Annotated in this window: 14 protein-coding genes; 12 read left to right on the top strand and 2 right to left on the bottom strand. The window is 62.3% G+C overall.

Translation table 11 applies throughout. The annotated features are described in order from the left end of the window. Window positions 1–10: 10 nt before the first annotated feature. The gene (locus ACWGTO_RS09585) at window positions 11–1051 is read left to right on the top strand and encodes a LysR family transcriptional regulator (RefSeq protein ID WP_454574612.1); all 1041 of its coding nucleotides are present in this window, start codon (window positions 11–13) and stop codon (window positions 1049–1051) included. A 78-nt stretch (window positions 1052–1129) separates the two neighbouring features. Here the strand turns inward: ACWGTO_RS09585 and ACWGTO_RS09580 are convergent, their stop codons facing one another. Next, window positions 1130–2161 carry an MBL fold metallo-hydrolase gene (locus ACWGTO_RS09580; RefSeq protein WP_454574611.1) on the bottom strand — a complete coding sequence of 344 codons (1032 nt, stop codon included), beginning with the start codon at window positions 2159–2161 and terminating at the stop codon, window positions 1130–1132. Window positions 2162–2842: 681 nt separating this feature from the next. On the opposite strand from ACWGTO_RS09580, the gene ACWGTO_RS09575 reads away from it, so the two are divergent. From ACWGTO_RS09575 to ACWGTO_RS09565, 3 genes are all read left to right on the top strand, one after another. After that, a complete protein-coding gene (locus ACWGTO_RS09575) occupies window positions 2843–4975 on the top strand; it encodes an adenylate/guanylate cyclase domain-containing protein (RefSeq protein WP_454574610.1) in 2133 nt (710 codons plus the stop codon). A 204-nt stretch (window positions 4976–5179) separates the two neighbouring features. Further along, complete coding sequence (gene gloA2, locus ACWGTO_RS09570) at window positions 5180–5563, top strand: SMU1112c/YaeR family gloxylase I-like metalloprotein (protein ID WP_454574609.1); 384 nt, start codon at window positions 5180–5182, stop codon at window positions 5561–5563. Window positions 5564–5966: 403 nt separating this feature from the next. After that, window positions 5967–6254 carry a hypothetical protein gene (locus ACWGTO_RS09565; protein WP_454574608.1) on the top strand — a complete coding sequence of 96 codons (288 nt, stop codon included), beginning with the start codon at window positions 5967–5969 and terminating at the stop codon, window positions 6252–6254. Window positions 6255–6763: 509 nt separating this feature from the next. Here ACWGTO_RS09565 and ACWGTO_RS09560 read toward each other — a convergent pair. After that, on the bottom strand, window positions 6764–7453 hold the full coding sequence (locus ACWGTO_RS09560) for a GntR family transcriptional regulator (RefSeq protein WP_454574607.1): 690 nt from the start codon (window positions 7451–7453) through the stop codon (window positions 6764–6766). A gap of 303 nt (window positions 7454–7756) precedes the next feature. Here ACWGTO_RS09560 and ACWGTO_RS09555 point away from each other — a divergent pair, with 303 nt between their 5' ends. Genes ACWGTO_RS09555 through atzF form a run of 8 tightly spaced genes read left to right on the top strand, consistent with a single transcriptional unit; the run spans window position 7757 to window position 16078 of the window. Then, the gene (locus ACWGTO_RS09555) at window positions 7757–8884 is read left to right on the top strand and encodes a BMP family ABC transporter substrate-binding protein (protein ID WP_454574606.1); all 1128 of its coding nucleotides are present in this window, start codon (window positions 7757–7759) and stop codon (window positions 8882–8884) included. 43 nt (window positions 8885–8927) lie between these two features. Beyond that, window positions 8928–10025, top strand: a complete 1098-nt coding sequence (locus ACWGTO_RS09550) for an ABC transporter permease (protein WP_454574682.1) — start codon at window positions 8928–8930, stop codon at window positions 10023–10025. Beyond that, window positions 10025–10951, top strand: coding sequence for an ABC transporter permease (locus tag ACWGTO_RS09545; RefSeq protein WP_454574605.1), 927 nt, complete (start codon window positions 10025–10027; stop codon window positions 10949–10951). Before ACWGTO_RS09550 ends, ACWGTO_RS09545 begins: the two co-directional genes overlap by 1 nt. 33 nt (window positions 10952–10984) lie before the next feature. Then, the gene (gene biuH, locus ACWGTO_RS09540; RefSeq protein ID WP_454574604.1) at window positions 10985–11686 is read left to right on the top strand and encodes a biuret amidohydrolase; all 702 of its coding nucleotides are present in this window, start codon (window positions 10985–10987) and stop codon (window positions 11684–11686) included. Between the two features lie 10 nt (window positions 11687–11696). Continuing rightward, complete coding sequence (locus ACWGTO_RS09535) at window positions 11697–13226, top strand: ABC transporter ATP-binding protein (RefSeq protein ID WP_454574603.1); 1530 nt, start codon at window positions 11697–11699, stop codon at window positions 13224–13226. Beyond that, complete coding sequence (locus tag ACWGTO_RS09530) at window positions 13226–13894, top strand: cysteine hydrolase family protein (RefSeq protein ID WP_454574602.1); 669 nt, start codon at window positions 13226–13228, stop codon at window positions 13892–13894. Before ACWGTO_RS09535 ends, ACWGTO_RS09530 begins: the two co-directional genes overlap by 1 nt. After that, the gene (locus ACWGTO_RS09525; RefSeq protein ID WP_454574601.1) at window positions 13887–14237 is read left to right on the top strand and encodes a cupin domain-containing protein; all 351 of its coding nucleotides are present in this window, start codon (window positions 13887–13889) and stop codon (window positions 14235–14237) included. The genes ACWGTO_RS09530 and ACWGTO_RS09525 overlap by 8 nt, the downstream gene beginning before the upstream one ends. Beyond that, window positions 14234–16078 (top strand): allophanate hydrolase, encoded by a 1845-nt coding sequence (gene atzF / locus ACWGTO_RS09520; RefSeq protein ID WP_454574600.1) that lies wholly within the window; start codon window positions 14234–14236, stop codon window positions 16076–16078. The genes ACWGTO_RS09525 and atzF overlap by 4 nt, the downstream gene beginning before the upstream one ends. Window positions 16079–16306: the final 228 nt, after the last annotated feature.

Raw genomic sequence — 16306 nt, 5'->3', positions numbered from 1 at the left:
GGGCACTCCCATGGACCCGCCTGTCTGCGCAACAGAATTGCTTGCCGCCGTCGATGCGTCCAATTTAGAATTAGAGGCAACTGTCATTTCCTGGGTGAATAACGTGCGTCTCGACCTGAACCTGATTGCAGTCCTTGAGGCCATCATGCTGGAAAGGAACGTAACACGCGCGGCCTCCAGCCTGGCGATGAGCCAGCCGGCGGTGAGCAACGCCTTGCGTCGCGCCCGCAAGCTGACGAAGGATCAGCTCTTCCTCAAGACAGCGACGGGGGTCCAGCCGACGTCACGCATGGTCGCGATGTGGCCCGAACTTCATCGCTCGCTTACGGCGATCCGTGCCTCCTTCGCCCCCGACGACTTCGATCCAGCATCCGATGCGACCAGTTTTCGAATTGCCGTCACCGACAGTCTTGCGGTGGAAGGTGTCTGCGCAATCACGCTGAAGCTGCAGGCCGCATCCCCACGCGCCCGGGTTTCCTTTGCTGTTCATAGTCATCAAGGCTCGCTGGAAGGAATCGATCACGGCACGCTTGATTGCGCCGTTGGCATGTTTGCCTCGCTGCCGCGAGAAATGCATGTGCAAAGCTTGCGGACGGATCGCTATGTCTGCGTCATGCGCAGAGGGCATGCGCTGTCGCAAAGTCTGACCCTTGATCAGTTCACCGCCGCGGCGCACGTTCTGGTGACGCCATCCGGTCTGGAACTGGGATTGGTGGATGGCTGGCTGAGCCTTACGGGGCGGACGAGGGCAATCGCTGCCGTCGTCAATCACTTTGCCGACGCGCTGAAAATTGTCTCACGCAGCGATCTTCTCACCTGCGTGCCGCTTGGCTTCTTCAACGGGCCGTGGCGTGCCATTGCGAATGAGCGCGATCTGGTGGTGCGCGACCTGCCGTTCGAAACGGAAAAACTGCTCTACAAGCTGATCTGGCACGAAAGATCGCACACTCACCCCGCCCACCAATGGTTCCGATCGCTGGTGGGAGAAGTTTGCGGATCGCCCTTAGATGGCGCGCCGACTGGACACGATGCCCCCACACGGCAAGCATAGCCTTGCCTTGCGGAGAACGAGCGACGTCCACGATGCCTCTTTGCGCGGACAGATGCGCATCGCGGGGGAAGCGATTGCCTATCCGTAGTTCAGGGGCACATAGGTATAGACCTTCTCGGCGTCGCGTCGCACGCGGCCAAGCCCGGGAAACGATATGTGGGCGCCGCCGATGATGTAGCCGTTCTCCGCCGCATCCGCGAATGCCAGCTCGTGCACGCGTTCGGCCTCCGATGCGTTCTCGTCGTACTGGATCGTCACTGAAGGATCCCTGAATTGCACCGCCGCGACATGCACGACATCGCCCCACAGCACTATCTTCTCGCCCCTGCTCTCGACCACGTACATGGTGTGTCCGGGCGTGTGCCCATAGGCCGTTTGCGCGCGCACACCAGGCACGAGATCGGTGTTGCCGTCGAAAACGACGAGCTTGCCGGCTTGCATGTAGGGGGCGATCGATGCGGCGGCAGCCTCGAAGAATCGTTTCGCTTCGGCGGGAGCGGCGCGCATGTTTGCCTCGCTTAGCCAGTAATCGGTGTCCTGCTTGTCGACACGGACAATCGCATTGGGAAAAGCTCTCTGGCCGTCGGCCATGAGACCGCCGACATGATCAGTGTGCAGATGCGTGAGATAGAGCTCGTCGACCTGTTCCGGCCGATAACCCGATGCGCTGAGATTGCTTAGCAGCTGACCCGTGGTCGGCCCCAGCAGTGCCCCCGCGCCGGCGTCGATTAAGACCAGCGTGGCTCCGGTATTGACGAGAAATGAATTGTGAGAGGTCTCGACGAGATCGCCGAAATAGTCGTGCTTGAGCAGCTCTTCGATCCGCGCAGCGTCGCCCTGCAGCAACTTCGTAGGAAGCATCTTGGTGCCATCGGATAGCGCAGTTATCTCAAAATCACCGACTGCAAGGCGATAGAACCCCGGCGCCTGGCTTTTCACGATGGGCGCATCGGCGAACAGAGGCGTCGCGAAACTGCAGGCCAGGCAAAAACAGCCAGCGGCCAGAAAAGCGCGACGGGTAGTAATGACGGCGTCGCTGCTGGTCAGCCGCTGGGCAGAGCCTTCAGTATCACCGAACAAGCGATCAAGCGTTTTTCGGGGAGTGATCATTTTCGGACCTCTGTTTGCGTTCTGTCGACCACTGCAAATGGACTTAAGTCCTTCCGCCTTGCGCCTCGTTGCCGTAGGACGTGTGCAGACTGCGGCCGTTGCTTTTGCGTGCGTACCCTTCCCGAGATGGCTAAACCCGTCCAATTCAGAATTTAGGGGCAGCAACATAACTCGGTTGAATAACGGCCGTCTGTCGCGGCTGATTCGGCGCGGGTCCGGCTTCTCAGGTCACCACAGAATAACGGAGCAGCCCAACAGCGGAACGTAACTTAACGGGCCAGTGACATGTCGCCCTGAGATCGGCGCTGTCATGCCCAGCACCGTAGGAAATATCTTAGGGTTTCCGAGTGGGGGGAAAGGCGGTAGCGCTCTCCCGCTACCATCGCTTTCATAAGCAAAATCAAAAGCTTGAGTGGGGCCAAAGTGGCCGCATTCCTTGCTTTGTATGTCACGTCATGTAGCAACTGGCTACCGTTGATTCCCAAGGGTTTCCTGTCGGGATCCGGCGACATGGCATCCAGCATGTCGAATCCACAACACATTCCCGCACACGTCTCGCAGTAAATTTGGTATGCATATGCGAGGGGAGGGGTAGCAGATGAAACACAATCTTGGCTTGCGTCCGATGCGACGCCGACGCTCCTGTTTCCGAAGACCTGATGCAAAGCAAAGTAAGATCTCATGTCTTCTTCAGATGTGACCGGCTCATCCAGCCCAGCGGGCTGGGGATTGGCTGCAAAGCTGTTTACAACCCTCGTCCTTCTTGGCGCGATCGCGGTCATGGTCACCGGGGCGCTCGGTTACTTCCGCGCCCGCGACGCTCTCGAAAAGGCAGTCTTCGACCAACTCACGGCCGCCCGTCAGACCAAGACGCGCCAGGTCGAAACCTACTTTCGCACGATCGAGGCGGAACTGCGCCTGCTTGCAACGTCCAAGATGGTGGTCGATGCTACACGCGAGTTCCGGACCGCGGTCGACCAACTCGACCGGGCAGGCGCTCCGCCTGAACTACGACAGAGGGTCGGCGATTGGTACGCCGAGAACTTCATCCCCGGAATGACGCGCACCCTGGGGAGGGAACCAGCCCTGTCGGACTACCTGCCGGTCGATGGTGCCCCCTACTATCTGCAGTATCACTACATTGTGGAAAATCCCAACCCGGCGGAGCGGCGCAAGCTTCTCGACGACGCCGGCGACGGAAGCGAATACTCCAGGCTGCATGCCATATATCATCCATTGATGCGCGCTGCGGCTACCACGGTCGGCTTTTTCGATTTCATGATTGCCGACCCCAAGTCGGGTCGCCTGATCTATACGGTCGAGAAGCAGGTGGATTTCACCACATCTCTTCAGTTGGGTCCGTACCGCCGCACCAACGTCGCGGCCGCCGTCGCCCGCTGCTCGCAAATCGCAGACCCGTCAGCCATCTGCCTCGTAGATTTCGCCTCTTATGCGCCATCGGGCGGCGCACCGATCGCCTTCATGGCAGCACCTGTGATTGCCCAAGGCGTCGTCATCGGCGTGCTGGTCGCCCAATTGTCGAATGACGAGATCGACAACGTCGTCACCGGTAACCGCCGCTGGCGGCAGGAAGGGTTCGGCGACACGGGTGGGGCCTATCTCGTCGGACCTGATTATCTGGTGCGCTCTGGCCCTCGGGCGTTCTACGAGAACCGCGACAACTTCTTCGCCGACCTAAAATCCGTGGGCACTTCGGACGAGGAGATCGCGGTCATTCAGCGTTACGGGACACCAGTGTTGCATCAGCGCATCGACACCGAGGCCTCCCGTGCCGCGCTCGCCGGTGTCGAGGGCACGGGCGAGATCATCGGATACCGTGGCGTCCCGACGCTCGCTTCATGGGGACCGCTTGCGATTTCCGATCTCAAGTGGGCTCTCGTCGCCAAGATCGACAGCGCCGAGGCCTTCGCACCGATCGCCGAACTCCGCCGGGATCTGTTGCTCGTCGGAGGACTGGCGATGGCCGTGGTCGCCGCCACCGCCGCCTGGCTTTCGCGCGCGCTGCTTGGACCGCTCCGCGATCTCACTGCCGGGGTCAAACGCTTCTCTGCCGGCGACTATGCGACCAGCGTGCCGGTCCGCACGCGCGACGAGATTGGCGAGCTCTGCTCGGCCTTCAATGGCATGGTTGAGGACCTGCGCCAGAAGAATGTCGTGATCGAGAACAAGAACCGCGAGAACGAGCAGCTGCTGCTCAACGTCCTGCCGGCACCGATCGCCAATCGGCTGCGCGCCGGCGAGGAGAGGATCGCCGACGGCTTCGCCGAGGTCACCGTTGCCTTCGCTGACCTGGTCGGGTTCACGGCACTGACATCGGAAATGCCGCCGCACGATGTCGTGATGTTTCTCAACGGACTCTTCACGCGCTTCGACGGTGCCGCCAATGATCTCGGCATTGAGAAGATCAAGACGGTGGGCGACTCCTATATGGCCGTGTGCGGCCTGCCCGTGCCGGTGGCCAACCACGCCGAGCGCATGGTCCGCATGGCCATCCGCATGGTCCACATTACCCGCGAGCACGCGATGGAACACAACGTCTCGATGAAGCTCAGGGTCGGCGTCAACAGCGGGCCAGTGGTCGCCGGCGTCATCGGGAAGAGCAAGTACATCTATGATTTATGGGGTGACACAGTGAACCTGGCGAGCCGCATGGAGTCGGGTGGAGTTCCCGACTCTGTTCAGGTGACGCGCCCCGTCTACGAACAGCTCAAGGACCAATTCATCTTCGAGCCGCGCGGCGCTATCGAAGTCAAAGGCAAGGGAAAAGTGGAAGCCTGGGTATTGAGATTTTAGTCGGGGGGCAGCTCCGATGCCGGCCTCTACCTATCGCGAGGCCAGAGCCGATATGCCGATTTGGTTGCGCTCTGCCGGCAACATCGTGCGCAAGGCAAAATCCTCAAGGGCGAGGCGCCCCTCGCGAACGGCAACATCAACAAAGTGCCGCGTACCCGATTGGTGGCCTTGGCCTCCAATCCCAGCTTGGCTAGAGTTCGTAGAATGCTGGATGCTATTCACCACGTCGCGCTCATCTGCACCGACTACGACCGGTCGCGACGGTTCTACGTCGAACTCCTCGGCCTCGATCTAATCCGGGAGGTCTATCGGAAGGAGCGGCAGTCATGGAAGGCGGATCTGCGGATCGGGTCTGTCCAAGTTGAATTGTTCTCCTTCCCTGCGCCGGTGATGCGGCCGTCCCATCCAGAGGCGACGGGCCTGAGACATCTGGCGTTTGCCGTGGCGAATCTTGATCCGGTAATTATCCGCCTGGAAGCCGCCGGTGTCGCCGTTGAGCCAATCCGGATCGACCCATATACAGATCAACGTTTTGCGTTTTTCAGCGACCCAGATGGGTTGCCGCTGGAACTATACGAAGCCCCATAAGGACCGGTTTGTCGAGACGACGTCATCGGAGATGGGAACAGCAGTCGGCAGACATGGTCCGCCGGCACGGGTGTGTCACCGGGCTCCTTACCATAGGAGGCCGACCCGCTCTGGACCGCATGTCTATCATTGAGGCCAGCATCGCTGAGCACTCAGAAACGAACCCTCACGATCCTGGATCGACAGCTATATGGACCAGCACGAGCGCCGAACAGCAGGCGCGCTGGGCGAAAAGACGAGCACTCGATAGATTGGATCCTAAGCAAGAGGTTCAAATTTGAGCTTCTGCACTCATGCTTTGTCGAGAGTTATCTCCTATAGTCTTTCAATCCTTCTGCGCCGTAAGTTTTAGCCGGTTTTGAATCCCCTCCGGCGACGATGACGACAAAATAGGAGAACGCAAATGAGTCGCAGTCACGTTGAACGTCTTGGAGAGTTCAGGGAAATCCTGGTCGCGACTCGACGCGAAGGAGTTCGCAACGTCCATCATACTCGCGACGCAATGCGGGCAAGTGGTTTTCAGATCGGAGACAGCGATGGCTCTAGCTATGGAGTCCAGCTGAAGGCGCTTCAAGAGGAAATTGAGGCTGTCGATCGCGCCATAGAAGACGAGAAGCGGTTGGCCTTAACCCTCGAAAGCGCGGCTCAATCCCGCCGACCGCCCAAGCCGAGAATCGTGAAGGGAACTTAGAGTCGCGTACGGCCGTTGGCGCCCGCCGCGTCAATAGCCCGCGGTATGACATCGAGCCCGTCGCCGCCGAGGTGAGGCGCCCCGAACATTATCCGTCATCAGCCTTCGGGGGACGGCTGAAGCTGCTCTCTGCCGAGCAGCTTTCGACGCGCGGGGAAGACGATCATCCGGGTTCGGCCGTGAGAACACGACGAGAATGAAGATATCGTCTGCCAGAACGGCAGTTTCCCACGATCAGACTCCAAAACCGGACAGTCTGCGTTCGGCTAATCACATCATTTTCCACTTTGAGGCAAAATATTTTCAACTATGGCCCGTCAGGCTTAAGGCATGGGGGATTGCCGACGGTTTTATCACGAAGGGTGTCATGCTCGGCGGCCTGGCGCTGGCTGCGGTCGGTGCAACCGGCAATACGTGGCGAATGTCTGGATTGGGCCGAAGCGGACTGACAGCTTCTGGGGTTCGAATGGCGATGGCGGTCGTTCGGTCCCAGGCGTGCTTCTGTTTTGTCAGCTGGCGGTGACCGGCAGCGCCGTACTTGCGCCCTTCGGCCGTTCGCCGAGGGCAAAGACAGCGCTTGCCACGCTTACGATTGAAACATGATCCTTTGCGGCGGCGCCTGCGGCGACGCCATCGCCGCGCAGGATCGCGGTGACGATGGCGTCATGTTCCTGCCAGGATTTGGCCAGACGGCCGGCAAGCCTGAACTGCGCGCGGCGGAAGGGGGCCAGCCGGCTGCGCGTCGTTGCTGTCAGTTCGTAAATGTGCGTGCTGTGGGCGCCGCGATAGAGCCGGCTGTGGAATTCGGTGTTGAAATGTTCGTAGTCCTCCTCAGCGCCGAGCCGCACCAGCCGCGCCGAGGCCTGGTGCTCGATCTCCAGCGCGCGGCGCTCGCCCCCGGTCATGCGCTCGGCGCAGAAGCGCGCGCAAATTCCCTCCAGCTCCGCCATGCTTTCGAACATGGAAGCCAGATGTTCCTGAGTGACCACCGCGACGATCGCGCCCCGATTGGGCCGTCTTTCGACAAGACCCATGGCGCTGAGCTGGCCAAGGGCTTCGCGCACCGGCGTGCGTGACACGTCGAAGCGGGCGGCAAGCGAAGCCTCGTCGAGTTTTTCACCGGGGCGCAGCACGCCGGTGACGATGCGGTCGCCGATCGCCCTCACCATCTGATCGACGGTCGTACCGGACCGGATCAAGCTGCGCTTTCCCGACACGTCTGCCTCGTCTCCCGCTTCTTCAGGCCATGAAATCGAGCAGCGAACACGCTGTCACGACTCACACCGTTACCTTCTATGCCTATATTTTAATCTGCATGTCAAATTGTCCATTCTGAAGGCAAAAAGTGTATGCAGTTGCCGCCGCATTGTGCAGGAGGAGAAAGCTGTGCCTCTGATTATATTGCATAAATTTGAATTTTTGAACTGGCACGGTGATTGCATGCACTTTGTTATCGAGGCGTTAACCGGCTTCCTGAGGGGCCCTGAAAGAGGAGCATTAACATGACCGACCGTTTCATGCTTAGCCGCCGCCAGTTGCTCAAGACCACCGCCGCCGGGGCGACACTCGGCTTTGCCTCGGCGTCCTTTCCCATTTCGAGGGCCTTTGCCGCCACCGCCACGGTCGGCTTCATCTATGTCGGGCCAAAGGACGACTATGGCTACAACCAGGCGCATGCCGAAGGTGCGGCGACGTTGAAGGGCATCGAGGGTATCACCGTCGTCGAGGAGGAGAACGTGCCTGAGACGGTCGATGTCCAGAAGACGATGGAGTCCATGATCAATCTCGACGGTGCCTCACTGATCTTCCCGACCTCGTTCGGCTATTTCGACCCCCACATGCTGGCCATGTGCGCGAAATTCCCCGACGTCCAGTTCCGCCACTGCGGCGGCATGTGGAACAAGGACAAGCACCCGATGAACGCCGGCTCCTATTTCGGCTATATCGGCATGGGCCAGTACCTGAACGGCGTCGTCGCCGGCCACACCAGCAAGTCGAAAAAGCTCGGCTTCGTTGCCGCCAAGCCGATCCCGCAGGTCCTGCTCAACATCAACTCCTTCCTGCTCGGCGCGCGCTCGGTCGACCCGACCATCACCTGCCAGGTGATCTTCACTGGCGAGTGGTCGCTGGCGGTCAAGGAGGCGGAGGCCACCAATGCGCTGGTCGACCAAGGCATCGATGTCGTCACTTGCCATGTCGACAGCCCGAAAGTTGTCGTCGAGACGGCAGCCGGGCGCGGCGCCTTCGTCTGCGGCTATCACGCCAACCAGAGCCCGCTGGCGCCGGAAAAATACCTGACCGGCGCCGAATGGAACTGGGCCAAGGTCTACAAGATGTTCGTCGACGACCTGACAGGGGGCACGCCGCTGCCCAACTTCACGCGCGGCGGCCTGGCCGACGGCTTCGTCAAGATGAGCCCGCTTGGTCCCGCCGTCGGCGAGCCTGCGCGCAAACAGTTCGACGCCACGCTGGCCGAAATGATGAAGGGCGGCTTCGCCGTCATCAAGGGACCGTTGAAGAACAACAAGGGCGCCGTCGTCGCCACCGAGGGCCAGGCGTTCCCGGAGACGGCGATCGAGCTCGAAAGCATGGACTATCTGGTCGACGGAGTCGTCGGCTCGACCGCCTGAGCGAGGGAGCGGGGCGATGGTGGACACGGTGACAGAAGCCGGAATGCCCGCGCTGTTCGGCGCCAGGGGATATCCGCTGGCGCTGGAATGGGTCGCACGGCGGGCGGAAGCCTTCGTCATTCCCTTGTTGGCGCTGATTGTCGGCATGGCGCTGTTCAGCCTGTTCATCGCGCTGGTCGGCAAATCGCCGATCCTGCTCTACGAGACCATGTGGCGGGGTGGCTTCGGCTCCTGGTTCTCGATCCAGAACTCGCTGTCGCGGGCCGCGCCGCTGCTCTTCGCGGCGCTGTGCGTGGCGCTGCCGGCGCGGCTTGGCCTCGTCGTCATCGGTGGCGAGGGTGCCATCGTGCTCGGCGGCGTTGCCGCTGCGGCCATCGGCGTGACGCTCAGCGGCACGCCTTCCTTCATTGTCATACTCGTCATGGGCGTGGCGGGCATGGCCGCCGGCGGCATCTGGATAGGCGCCGTCGGCGCGCTCCGCCATTACCGCGCCGTCAACGAGACCATCTCCAGCCTGCTGATGGCCTATATCGCCATCGCGCTGATGAACCAGCTGGTGGAAGGACCGCTGCGCGATCCGGCCTCGCTCAACAAGCCCTCGACCCAGCCGTTGGCGGACATCTACCGCATCGGCAACATCCCCGGCATGGACGTGCATTGGGGGCTGCTCGTCGGCGTCGTCGCCTGCATCATATCCTGGTTGCTCATCGAAAAGACCCGCTGGGGGTTTGCCGCACGCATCGCCGGGGGCAATGTGCGGGCAGCGCAGGTCCAGGGGCTGGCCGTCGGGCCGCTCATCGTTGGCTTTACCGCGCTGGCCGGCGGCTTCGCCGGGCTTGCCGGCATGCTGGAAGTCGCCGCAGTTCAGGGCAGCGCGAATGCCTCGCTCGCCGCCGGCTATGGCTACACCGGCATACTCGTCGCCTTCCTTGCCCGCCACAACCCGCTGGCCATCATCCCGGTCGCCGTCCTGCTCGGCGGCATCGACGCCTCGGGCGGGCTGATCCAGCGCCGCATGGACCTGCCCGACGCCACCGTGATGGTGTTGCAGGGCATGATCTTCATCGTCATCCTGTTCAGCGAAACCTTCTACGGCCGCCTCAAGGCCTTCAACCCCGATCTCTGGAAGGGAGCCGCCTGATGGACGGGACCGAGATCGGCCTCTGGGGCGTACCACTGGCCATTCTGGGGGGCGCCATTCGCGTCTCCACACCCTTCATCTTCGTCTCGCTGGGCGAGGCGATCACCGAGCGTTCCGGCCGCATCAACCTTGGGCTGGAAGGCACACTCGTCTTCGGCGCCATGACCGCCTATGCGGTTGCGGTGATGACCAACTCGCCCTGGATTGGCCTGCTCGCCGCTGCCGTTGCCGGCATCTGTTTCGGTCTCTTCCACGGCTGGATCTGCAAATTCCCCAAGGTCAATGACATCGCCATCGGCATCGCCCTGATGCTGTTCGGGTCGGGCCTCGCCTTCTTCTTCGGCAAGCCGTTCATCAAGCCGAAGGCGCCCAATTTGCCCGCCATTCCTTTCGGCGGTTGGTCCGACATTCCACAGGTGCAGGCCGCGCTCGACGTCAACGTCCTGTTCCTCATCGGAGCCGTGCTTTCGGTCGTTCTGTGGTGGGCATTCCGCAACACCCGCGCCGGCCTGATCGTGCGCGTCGTCGGCGACAGCTCCGATGCCGCACGCGCCATGGGCCTTAACCCCGATACGGTGCGGCTACTCGCCACTGGCGTCGGCGGCGCGCTGGCCGGCGTCGGCGGCGCCTACCTGTCACTCTACTATCCCGGCAGCTGGACCGAACGCATTTCGTCGGGCCAGGGCCTGATGGCGGTGGCGCTGGTCATCTTCGCGCGCTGGAATCCGCTCGGCTGCTTTGCCGCCGCCCTTCTGTTCGGCGGGGCAGGCGCGCTCGGCCCCGCCCTGCAATCGGTCGGCGTCACGCAGGGCTATTATCTGTTCTATGCCGCTCCCTACATCCTCACCCTCATCATCATGATTGCTACCTCGTCGCCGACGCGCTCGCTTACAGGCGCGCCGGGTGAACTGTCGATCACCAAATGAGACTTGGCACCAAATGACTGGAGTTTCTTGCCGATGAACGCCAGAGCCGAAATCATCCAGCGTACGATCGACGCCGATCCGTATCCATGGCCCTATAATGGCGACCTCAGGCCCGACAACACGGCGCTCATCATCATCGACATGCAGACAGATTTCTGCGGGCCTGGCGGCTATGTCGACCATATGGGTTATGATCTTTCGCTGGTGCGCGCGCCGATCGAGCCGATCAAGTGGGTGCTGTCGGCAATGCGGGCCAAGGGCTACACCATCATCCATACGCGAGAGGGGCACCGGCCCGATCTCGCCGACCTGCCGGCCAACAAGCGCTGGCGTTCGCGCCGCATCAATGCCGGCATTGGCGATGCCGGCCCGTGCGGGCGCATCCTGGTGCGCGGCGAGCCTGGCTGGGACATCATCCCCGACCTTTATCCAATCGAAGGCGAGCCGATCATCGACAAACCCGGCAAGGGGTCGTTCTGCGCCACCGACCTTGAGCTGATCCTCAACCAGCGCGGCATCCAGAACATCGTGCTGACCGGCATCACCACCGATGTCTGCGTGCACACCACCATGCGCGAGGCCAATGACCGCGGCTATGAATGCATGATGCTGGAGGATTGCTGCGGGGCGACCGACCACGGCAATCATCTGGCGGCGATCAAGATGATCAAGATGCAGGGCGGCGTCTTCGGCACGGTGTCGAATTCGACGGCGCTTGTCGCGCAGCTGCCGTAAGAGAGCCGTGATGAGCGACAGTGTCAGAAAGGCCGTCGGCGTCGAAACCATCGGCATGACCATGCGCTTCGGCGGCTTCACGGCGCTGGACAGCGTTTCCGTGAAGGCGCCGGCAGGGTCGTTCCACGCGCTGCTGGGCGAGAACGGCGCCGGCAAGTCGACGCTGGTCAAATGCATGATGGGTTTTTACCACCCGACCGCAGGCGACATCCTTGTCGACGGCCGCGAGGTCAGCATTGCCGGTCCCAGGGATGCTTCCGCACTCGGGCTCGGCATGGTCTACCAGCATTTCACGCTGGTGCCGTCGCTGACCGGCGCCGAAAACCTGGTCATTTCGCGCGAGAAAGTGCCAGGGATCATCGATTGGCATCAGGAACGGGCCGACCTCGCCGACTTCATGGAACGCATGCCGTTCAAACTGCCGCTCGACGTCAAGGTCGCCGAGCTTGCGGCCGGCGAGAAACAGAAGCTCGAAATCATCAAGCAGCTCTATCTCGGCCGCTCCTTCCTGGTGCTCGACGAGCCGACCTCGGTGCTGACGCCCGGCGAGGCGCAGGAGGTGCTGGGGCTGGTGCGCGCCATGACCAAGGCGGGCGACCTCACTGTGCTGATGATCTCGCACAAATTCCACGAGGTGACGGCCTTCGCCGACGATGTCAGCGTGCTGCGCAAGGGCAAGCTCACCGGAACCGGCCGCGTCGCCGATCTCGACCACAAGGCGATGGCGGCGATGATGATCGGAGACCAGCCGATCGCAGCCCTCGACAGCCGCGCCGCGCCGAAACCCGATGCCGAAACGGTGCTGAAGGTCAGGTCGCTGAAGGCGCCTGACAGAACCGGGCTGAAGTCGATCCGCATCGAGGATCTCGGCGTACGCTCGGGCGAGATCGTCGGCATCGCCGGCATTTCCGGCAATGGCCAGAAGGAGTTTCTGGAAGTGCTGGCCGGTCAGCGCCCACGCGAGGCGGGCGAGGTCTTGGTGCGCGGCACCACCTATGCGGCGACCCGCGCCGAGGCCCGCGCGCTCAAAGTCCGTCTCATCCCCGAGGAGCCATTGAAGAACGCCTGCGCGCCGAAAATGACGGTGGCCGAGAACATCTCCTTCCGCACCTTTGACATCGACGGCAACGGCAGACCTGTGAACTGGATCAGCACCAGTGCCATTCGTGCCTTCAGCGCCAGGCTGGTCGAGCAGTTCAGGGTCAAGACCGCGTCGCTGTCCTCGCCCATCGCCTCGCTGTCTGGCGGCAATGTGCAGCGCGCCGTACTAGCCCGCGAACTGACTGGCGAGGTCGACCTGCTGATCGTCTCCAACCCGTGTTTCGGCCTCGATTTCTCGGCGGTCGCCGAAATCCGTGCCCGCATCATGAAGGCGCGCAATGCCGGTGCAGCGGTGCTTCTGATGTCGGAAGACCTCGACGAACTGCTGGAACTGTCCGATCGCATCTTCGTCATGTCGGACGGCGCGCTGGTCTATGAAACGCCGATCGCGCAGGCGAGCGTCCAGACCATCGGCGAGCATATGGCGGGACATCACTGATGGCTGAAATCGATGCGCTGCCGTTTCCCTTCGTCTTCAAGCCGGAATCCATGGCACTGATCGTCATCGACATGCAGCGCGACTTCGCCGAGCCCGGCGGCTTCGGCGCCAGCCTCGGCAACGATGTCAGCCGTGTCACGGCCATCGTGCCGACGGTGAGGAAACTGATCGAGGGCTTTCGTGCCGCGGGCCTGCCGGTGATCCATACGATGGAGTGCCACAAAGCCGACCTTTCCGACCTGCCGCCGGCCAAGCGCAACCGTGGCAATCCGTCGATCCGCATCGGCGACATCGGTCCGATGGGCCGCGTGCTGATATCAGGCGAACCGGGCACGGCGATCCTCGATGAGTTGGCCCCCCTGCCCGGCGAGATCGTCATTGAGAAGCCGGGCAAGGGCGCCTTCTATGCGACCAGCTTCGGTAACGACCTCAAGTGGCTCGGCGCGCAGCAACTCGTCTTTGCCGGCGTTACCACCGAGGTCTGCGTGCAGACGACGATGCGCGAAGCCAATGACCGGGGCTATGAGTGCCTGCTGGCCGAGGATGCGACCGAAAGCTATTTCCCCGAATTCAAGGCGGCAGCGCTCGCCATGATCCGCGCGCAGGGCGCGATCGTCGGCTGGACCGCGACGACCGACCAGGTGCTGCAGGGACTTGCCAATGGCTAATCTGGCTTTTGCCGGTCTCGCCGCCGGCGGCTGGCGCGATCTGACATACGAGCATTTTCGCGAGGGCATCACGGTCCACTGGCTGCTCAAGGGCGGACCGGTCGAGCCATCGGTCGCGATCCTCTACTATCGGCCCGGCGCCGACGTGCCGCGTCACCGCCATGTCGGGCTGGAAACCATCGTCGTGCTCGATGGCACGCAGAGCGACGAGAATGGCGATTATCCGGCCGGCAGCGTGGTCCTGAATCCGGTCGGAACCGAGCATTCGGTGTGGACGAAGGACGGCTGTACCGTGCTGATTCAATGGGACCTGCCGGTGATCATTCTGGGGGAGGCAACATGAGCGATATCCGCTTCGACATCGGCGGTCTGCACAAGGCCTACGCGGACGGCCTCAGCGTTGCCGCCATGATCGATGCCGTTCACGCCCGCATCGCGGCTGCTGACGATCCGGGCATCTTCATCCATGTCGCCAGCAAGGCGCGGATGCTTGCCGAGGCTCAAGCGCTCGGGCCGTTCGATCCGGTGATGAAACCGCTGTGGGGCATCCCGTTCGCCGTCAAGGACAACATCGACGTCGAAGGCATGCCGACCACGGCGGCCTGCGCCGAATATGCCTATACGCCGGAGATGGACGCCACAGTGGTGGCGCGGCTCAAGGCCGCCGGAGCGCTTGTGGTGGGCAAGACCAATCTCGACCAGTTCGCGACCGGTCTTGTCGGCGTGCGCACGCCGTATCCGATCCCGAGGAACGCCATCGATGCGCGCCTCGTGCCGGGCGGCTCTTCGTCGGGGTCCGCCGTGGCGACGGCACGCGGCATCGTCTCTTTCGCGCTTGGCACCGACACGGCAGGATCCGGCCGTGTTCCCGCCGGCCTCAACAACATCGTCGGGTTGAAACCCACGGTCGGCGCGCTCTCGGCCGCCGGCGTCGTGCCTGCCTGCCGCACGCTTGATTGCATCTCCGTATTCGCGTTGACCGTCGACGACGCCTATGCGGTGTTCGGCGTGGCCGCCGCCAAGGACCCGGCCGATGCCTATTCGCGGGCCATCAAAGTGCCGGCCCTTGCCGTGCGCCCGCCTGTGCTGAGTGTCGGTGTCCCGGCGAAGGCGGATCTCGAATTCTTCGGCGACACTTCGATGCAGGCGGGCTTCGAGGCGGCTCTTGGTTGTCTGGAAATGCTCGGCTGCCGGCTGGTCGAAATTCCGTTCAGTGATTTCTACGCCACCGCCAACCTTCTCTACGAAGGTGCCTGGGTGGCCGAACGCTACGCGGCCATCCGCGACTTCATGGACGCCAACGAAGCGGCCATCCATCCGGTGACGCGCAAGATCATCGGCGGCGCGCGCAACCTTTCGGCCGCCGACGCCTTCAAGGGCCTGTATTCGCTTCAGGCTTACAAGGCAAAGCTTGCGCCGGTCATCGCTTCCGTCGACCTGTTCTGCGTGCCGACGGCCCCGACCCACTATACGCTTGATGCCGTGCTCGCCGATCCGATCGGCACCAACAGCCGGCTCGGCACCTACACCAATTTCGTCAACCTGCTCGACATGTGCGGCATTGCCGTGCCAACCGGCAAGCGCGACGACGGGCTGCCGATGAGCGTGACCTTGCTGGCCGCCGCAGGCAACGACTGGTTGACGGCGGCACTCGCCCGCGAACTCCATGCCGCGAGTGCGCTTCCACTCGGCGCCACCGGCTGGGCACAGCCGGACCAGGGGCCGTTCGGCGAATATGCGCAGGACGGGATGATAGATCTGGTGGTCGTAGGCGCGCACCTTTCGGGAATGCCGCTCAACGGTCAGCTGCGGGATCTCGGCGCCAGGTTCTCGAAGGCAGTGAGGACATCGCCCGCTTACCGGCTCTATGCACTTGCCGGACAATCCGTGCCAAAGCCCGGTCTCGTCCGGGTCTCCAAGGATGGTGTGCGGATAGACGTTGAAGTCTGGCGGCTTGATCCAGACGCCTTCGGGCGCTTCGTCGCTGCCATCCCGTCGCCGCTCGGTGTAGGAACGATCGAACTCGAGGATGGCAGCGCGGCCAAAGGGTTCCTGGTCGAAACCGCCGGCCTCGCAGGCGCGTCCGATATCTCCATCTACGGTGGCTGGCGCAGTTTTGTCAGACGTGACCAAGCCGATCAGACTGATCTCCGGTCAAAGAGGACCGCGGTCCTCCCGACGTAGGTCGAACAAAGCCTGGATTCGCGGACGGCATTGTTGGCTTGCGGAAGCAGGTATTGGATGCCACGTTTGCCGGTCGACCACCGTCGGATCCCCAAGGCAGAACAGAAAAAGCGCGTGGCGCCTTCGCCATCGCAATTGCCGCAAAATCAAAGAGATGGAGCGATTTCAACGTGTCTGTGGAACGATTGACGGCTCTAGGCCTTTTGTCCGGGTTGGCATGGCTGGACA

This window comes from Mesorhizobium sp. PL10, from assembly GCF_053714315.1.
This window is presented reverse-complemented; position numbering and strand designations above follow the sequence as displayed.

Excerpts from the sequence above, each read along its gene's own strand:
- ACWGTO_RS09585 (WP_454574612.1), top strand. The coding sequence starts at position 11 with ATGGACCCGCCTGTCTGCGCAACAGAATTGCTTGCCGCCGTCGATGCG.
- ACWGTO_RS09525 (WP_454574601.1), top strand. The coding sequence starts at position 13,887 with ATGGCTAATCTGGCTTTTGCCGGTCTCGCCGCCGGCGGCTGGCGCGAT.
- ACWGTO_RS09535 (WP_454574603.1), top strand. The coding sequence starts at position 11,697 with ATGAGCGACAGTGTCAGAAAGGCCGTCGGCGTCGAAACCATCGGCATG.
- gloA2 (WP_454574609.1), top strand. The coding sequence starts at position 5,180 with ATGCTGGATGCTATTCACCACGTCGCGCTCATCTGCACCGACTACGAC.
- atzF (WP_454574600.1), top strand. The coding sequence starts at position 14,234 with ATGAGCGATATCCGCTTCGACATCGGCGGTCTGCACAAGGCCTACGCG.
- ACWGTO_RS09545 (WP_454574605.1), top strand. The coding sequence starts at position 10,025 with ATGGACGGGACCGAGATCGGCCTCTGGGGCGTACCACTGGCCATTCTG.
- ACWGTO_RS09580 (WP_454574611.1), bottom strand. The coding sequence starts at position 2,161 with ATGATCACTCCCCGAAAAACGCTTGATCGCTTGTTCGGTGATACTGAA.
- ACWGTO_RS09575 (WP_454574610.1), top strand. The coding sequence starts at position 2,843 with ATGTCTTCTTCAGATGTGACCGGCTCATCCAGCCCAGCGGGCTGGGGA.
- biuH (WP_454574604.1), top strand. The coding sequence starts at position 10,985 with ATGAACGCCAGAGCCGAAATCATCCAGCGTACGATCGACGCCGATCCG.
- ACWGTO_RS09530 (WP_454574602.1), top strand. The coding sequence starts at position 13,226 with ATGGCTGAAATCGATGCGCTGCCGTTTCCCTTCGTCTTCAAGCCGGAA.
- ACWGTO_RS09550 (WP_454574682.1), top strand. The coding sequence starts at position 8,928 with ATGCCCGCGCTGTTCGGCGCCAGGGGATATCCGCTGGCGCTGGAATGG.
- ACWGTO_RS09555 (WP_454574606.1), top strand. The coding sequence starts at position 7,757 with ATGACCGACCGTTTCATGCTTAGCCGCCGCCAGTTGCTCAAGACCACC.
- ACWGTO_RS09565 (WP_454574608.1), top strand. The coding sequence starts at position 5,967 with ATGAGTCGCAGTCACGTTGAACGTCTTGGAGAGTTCAGGGAAATCCTG.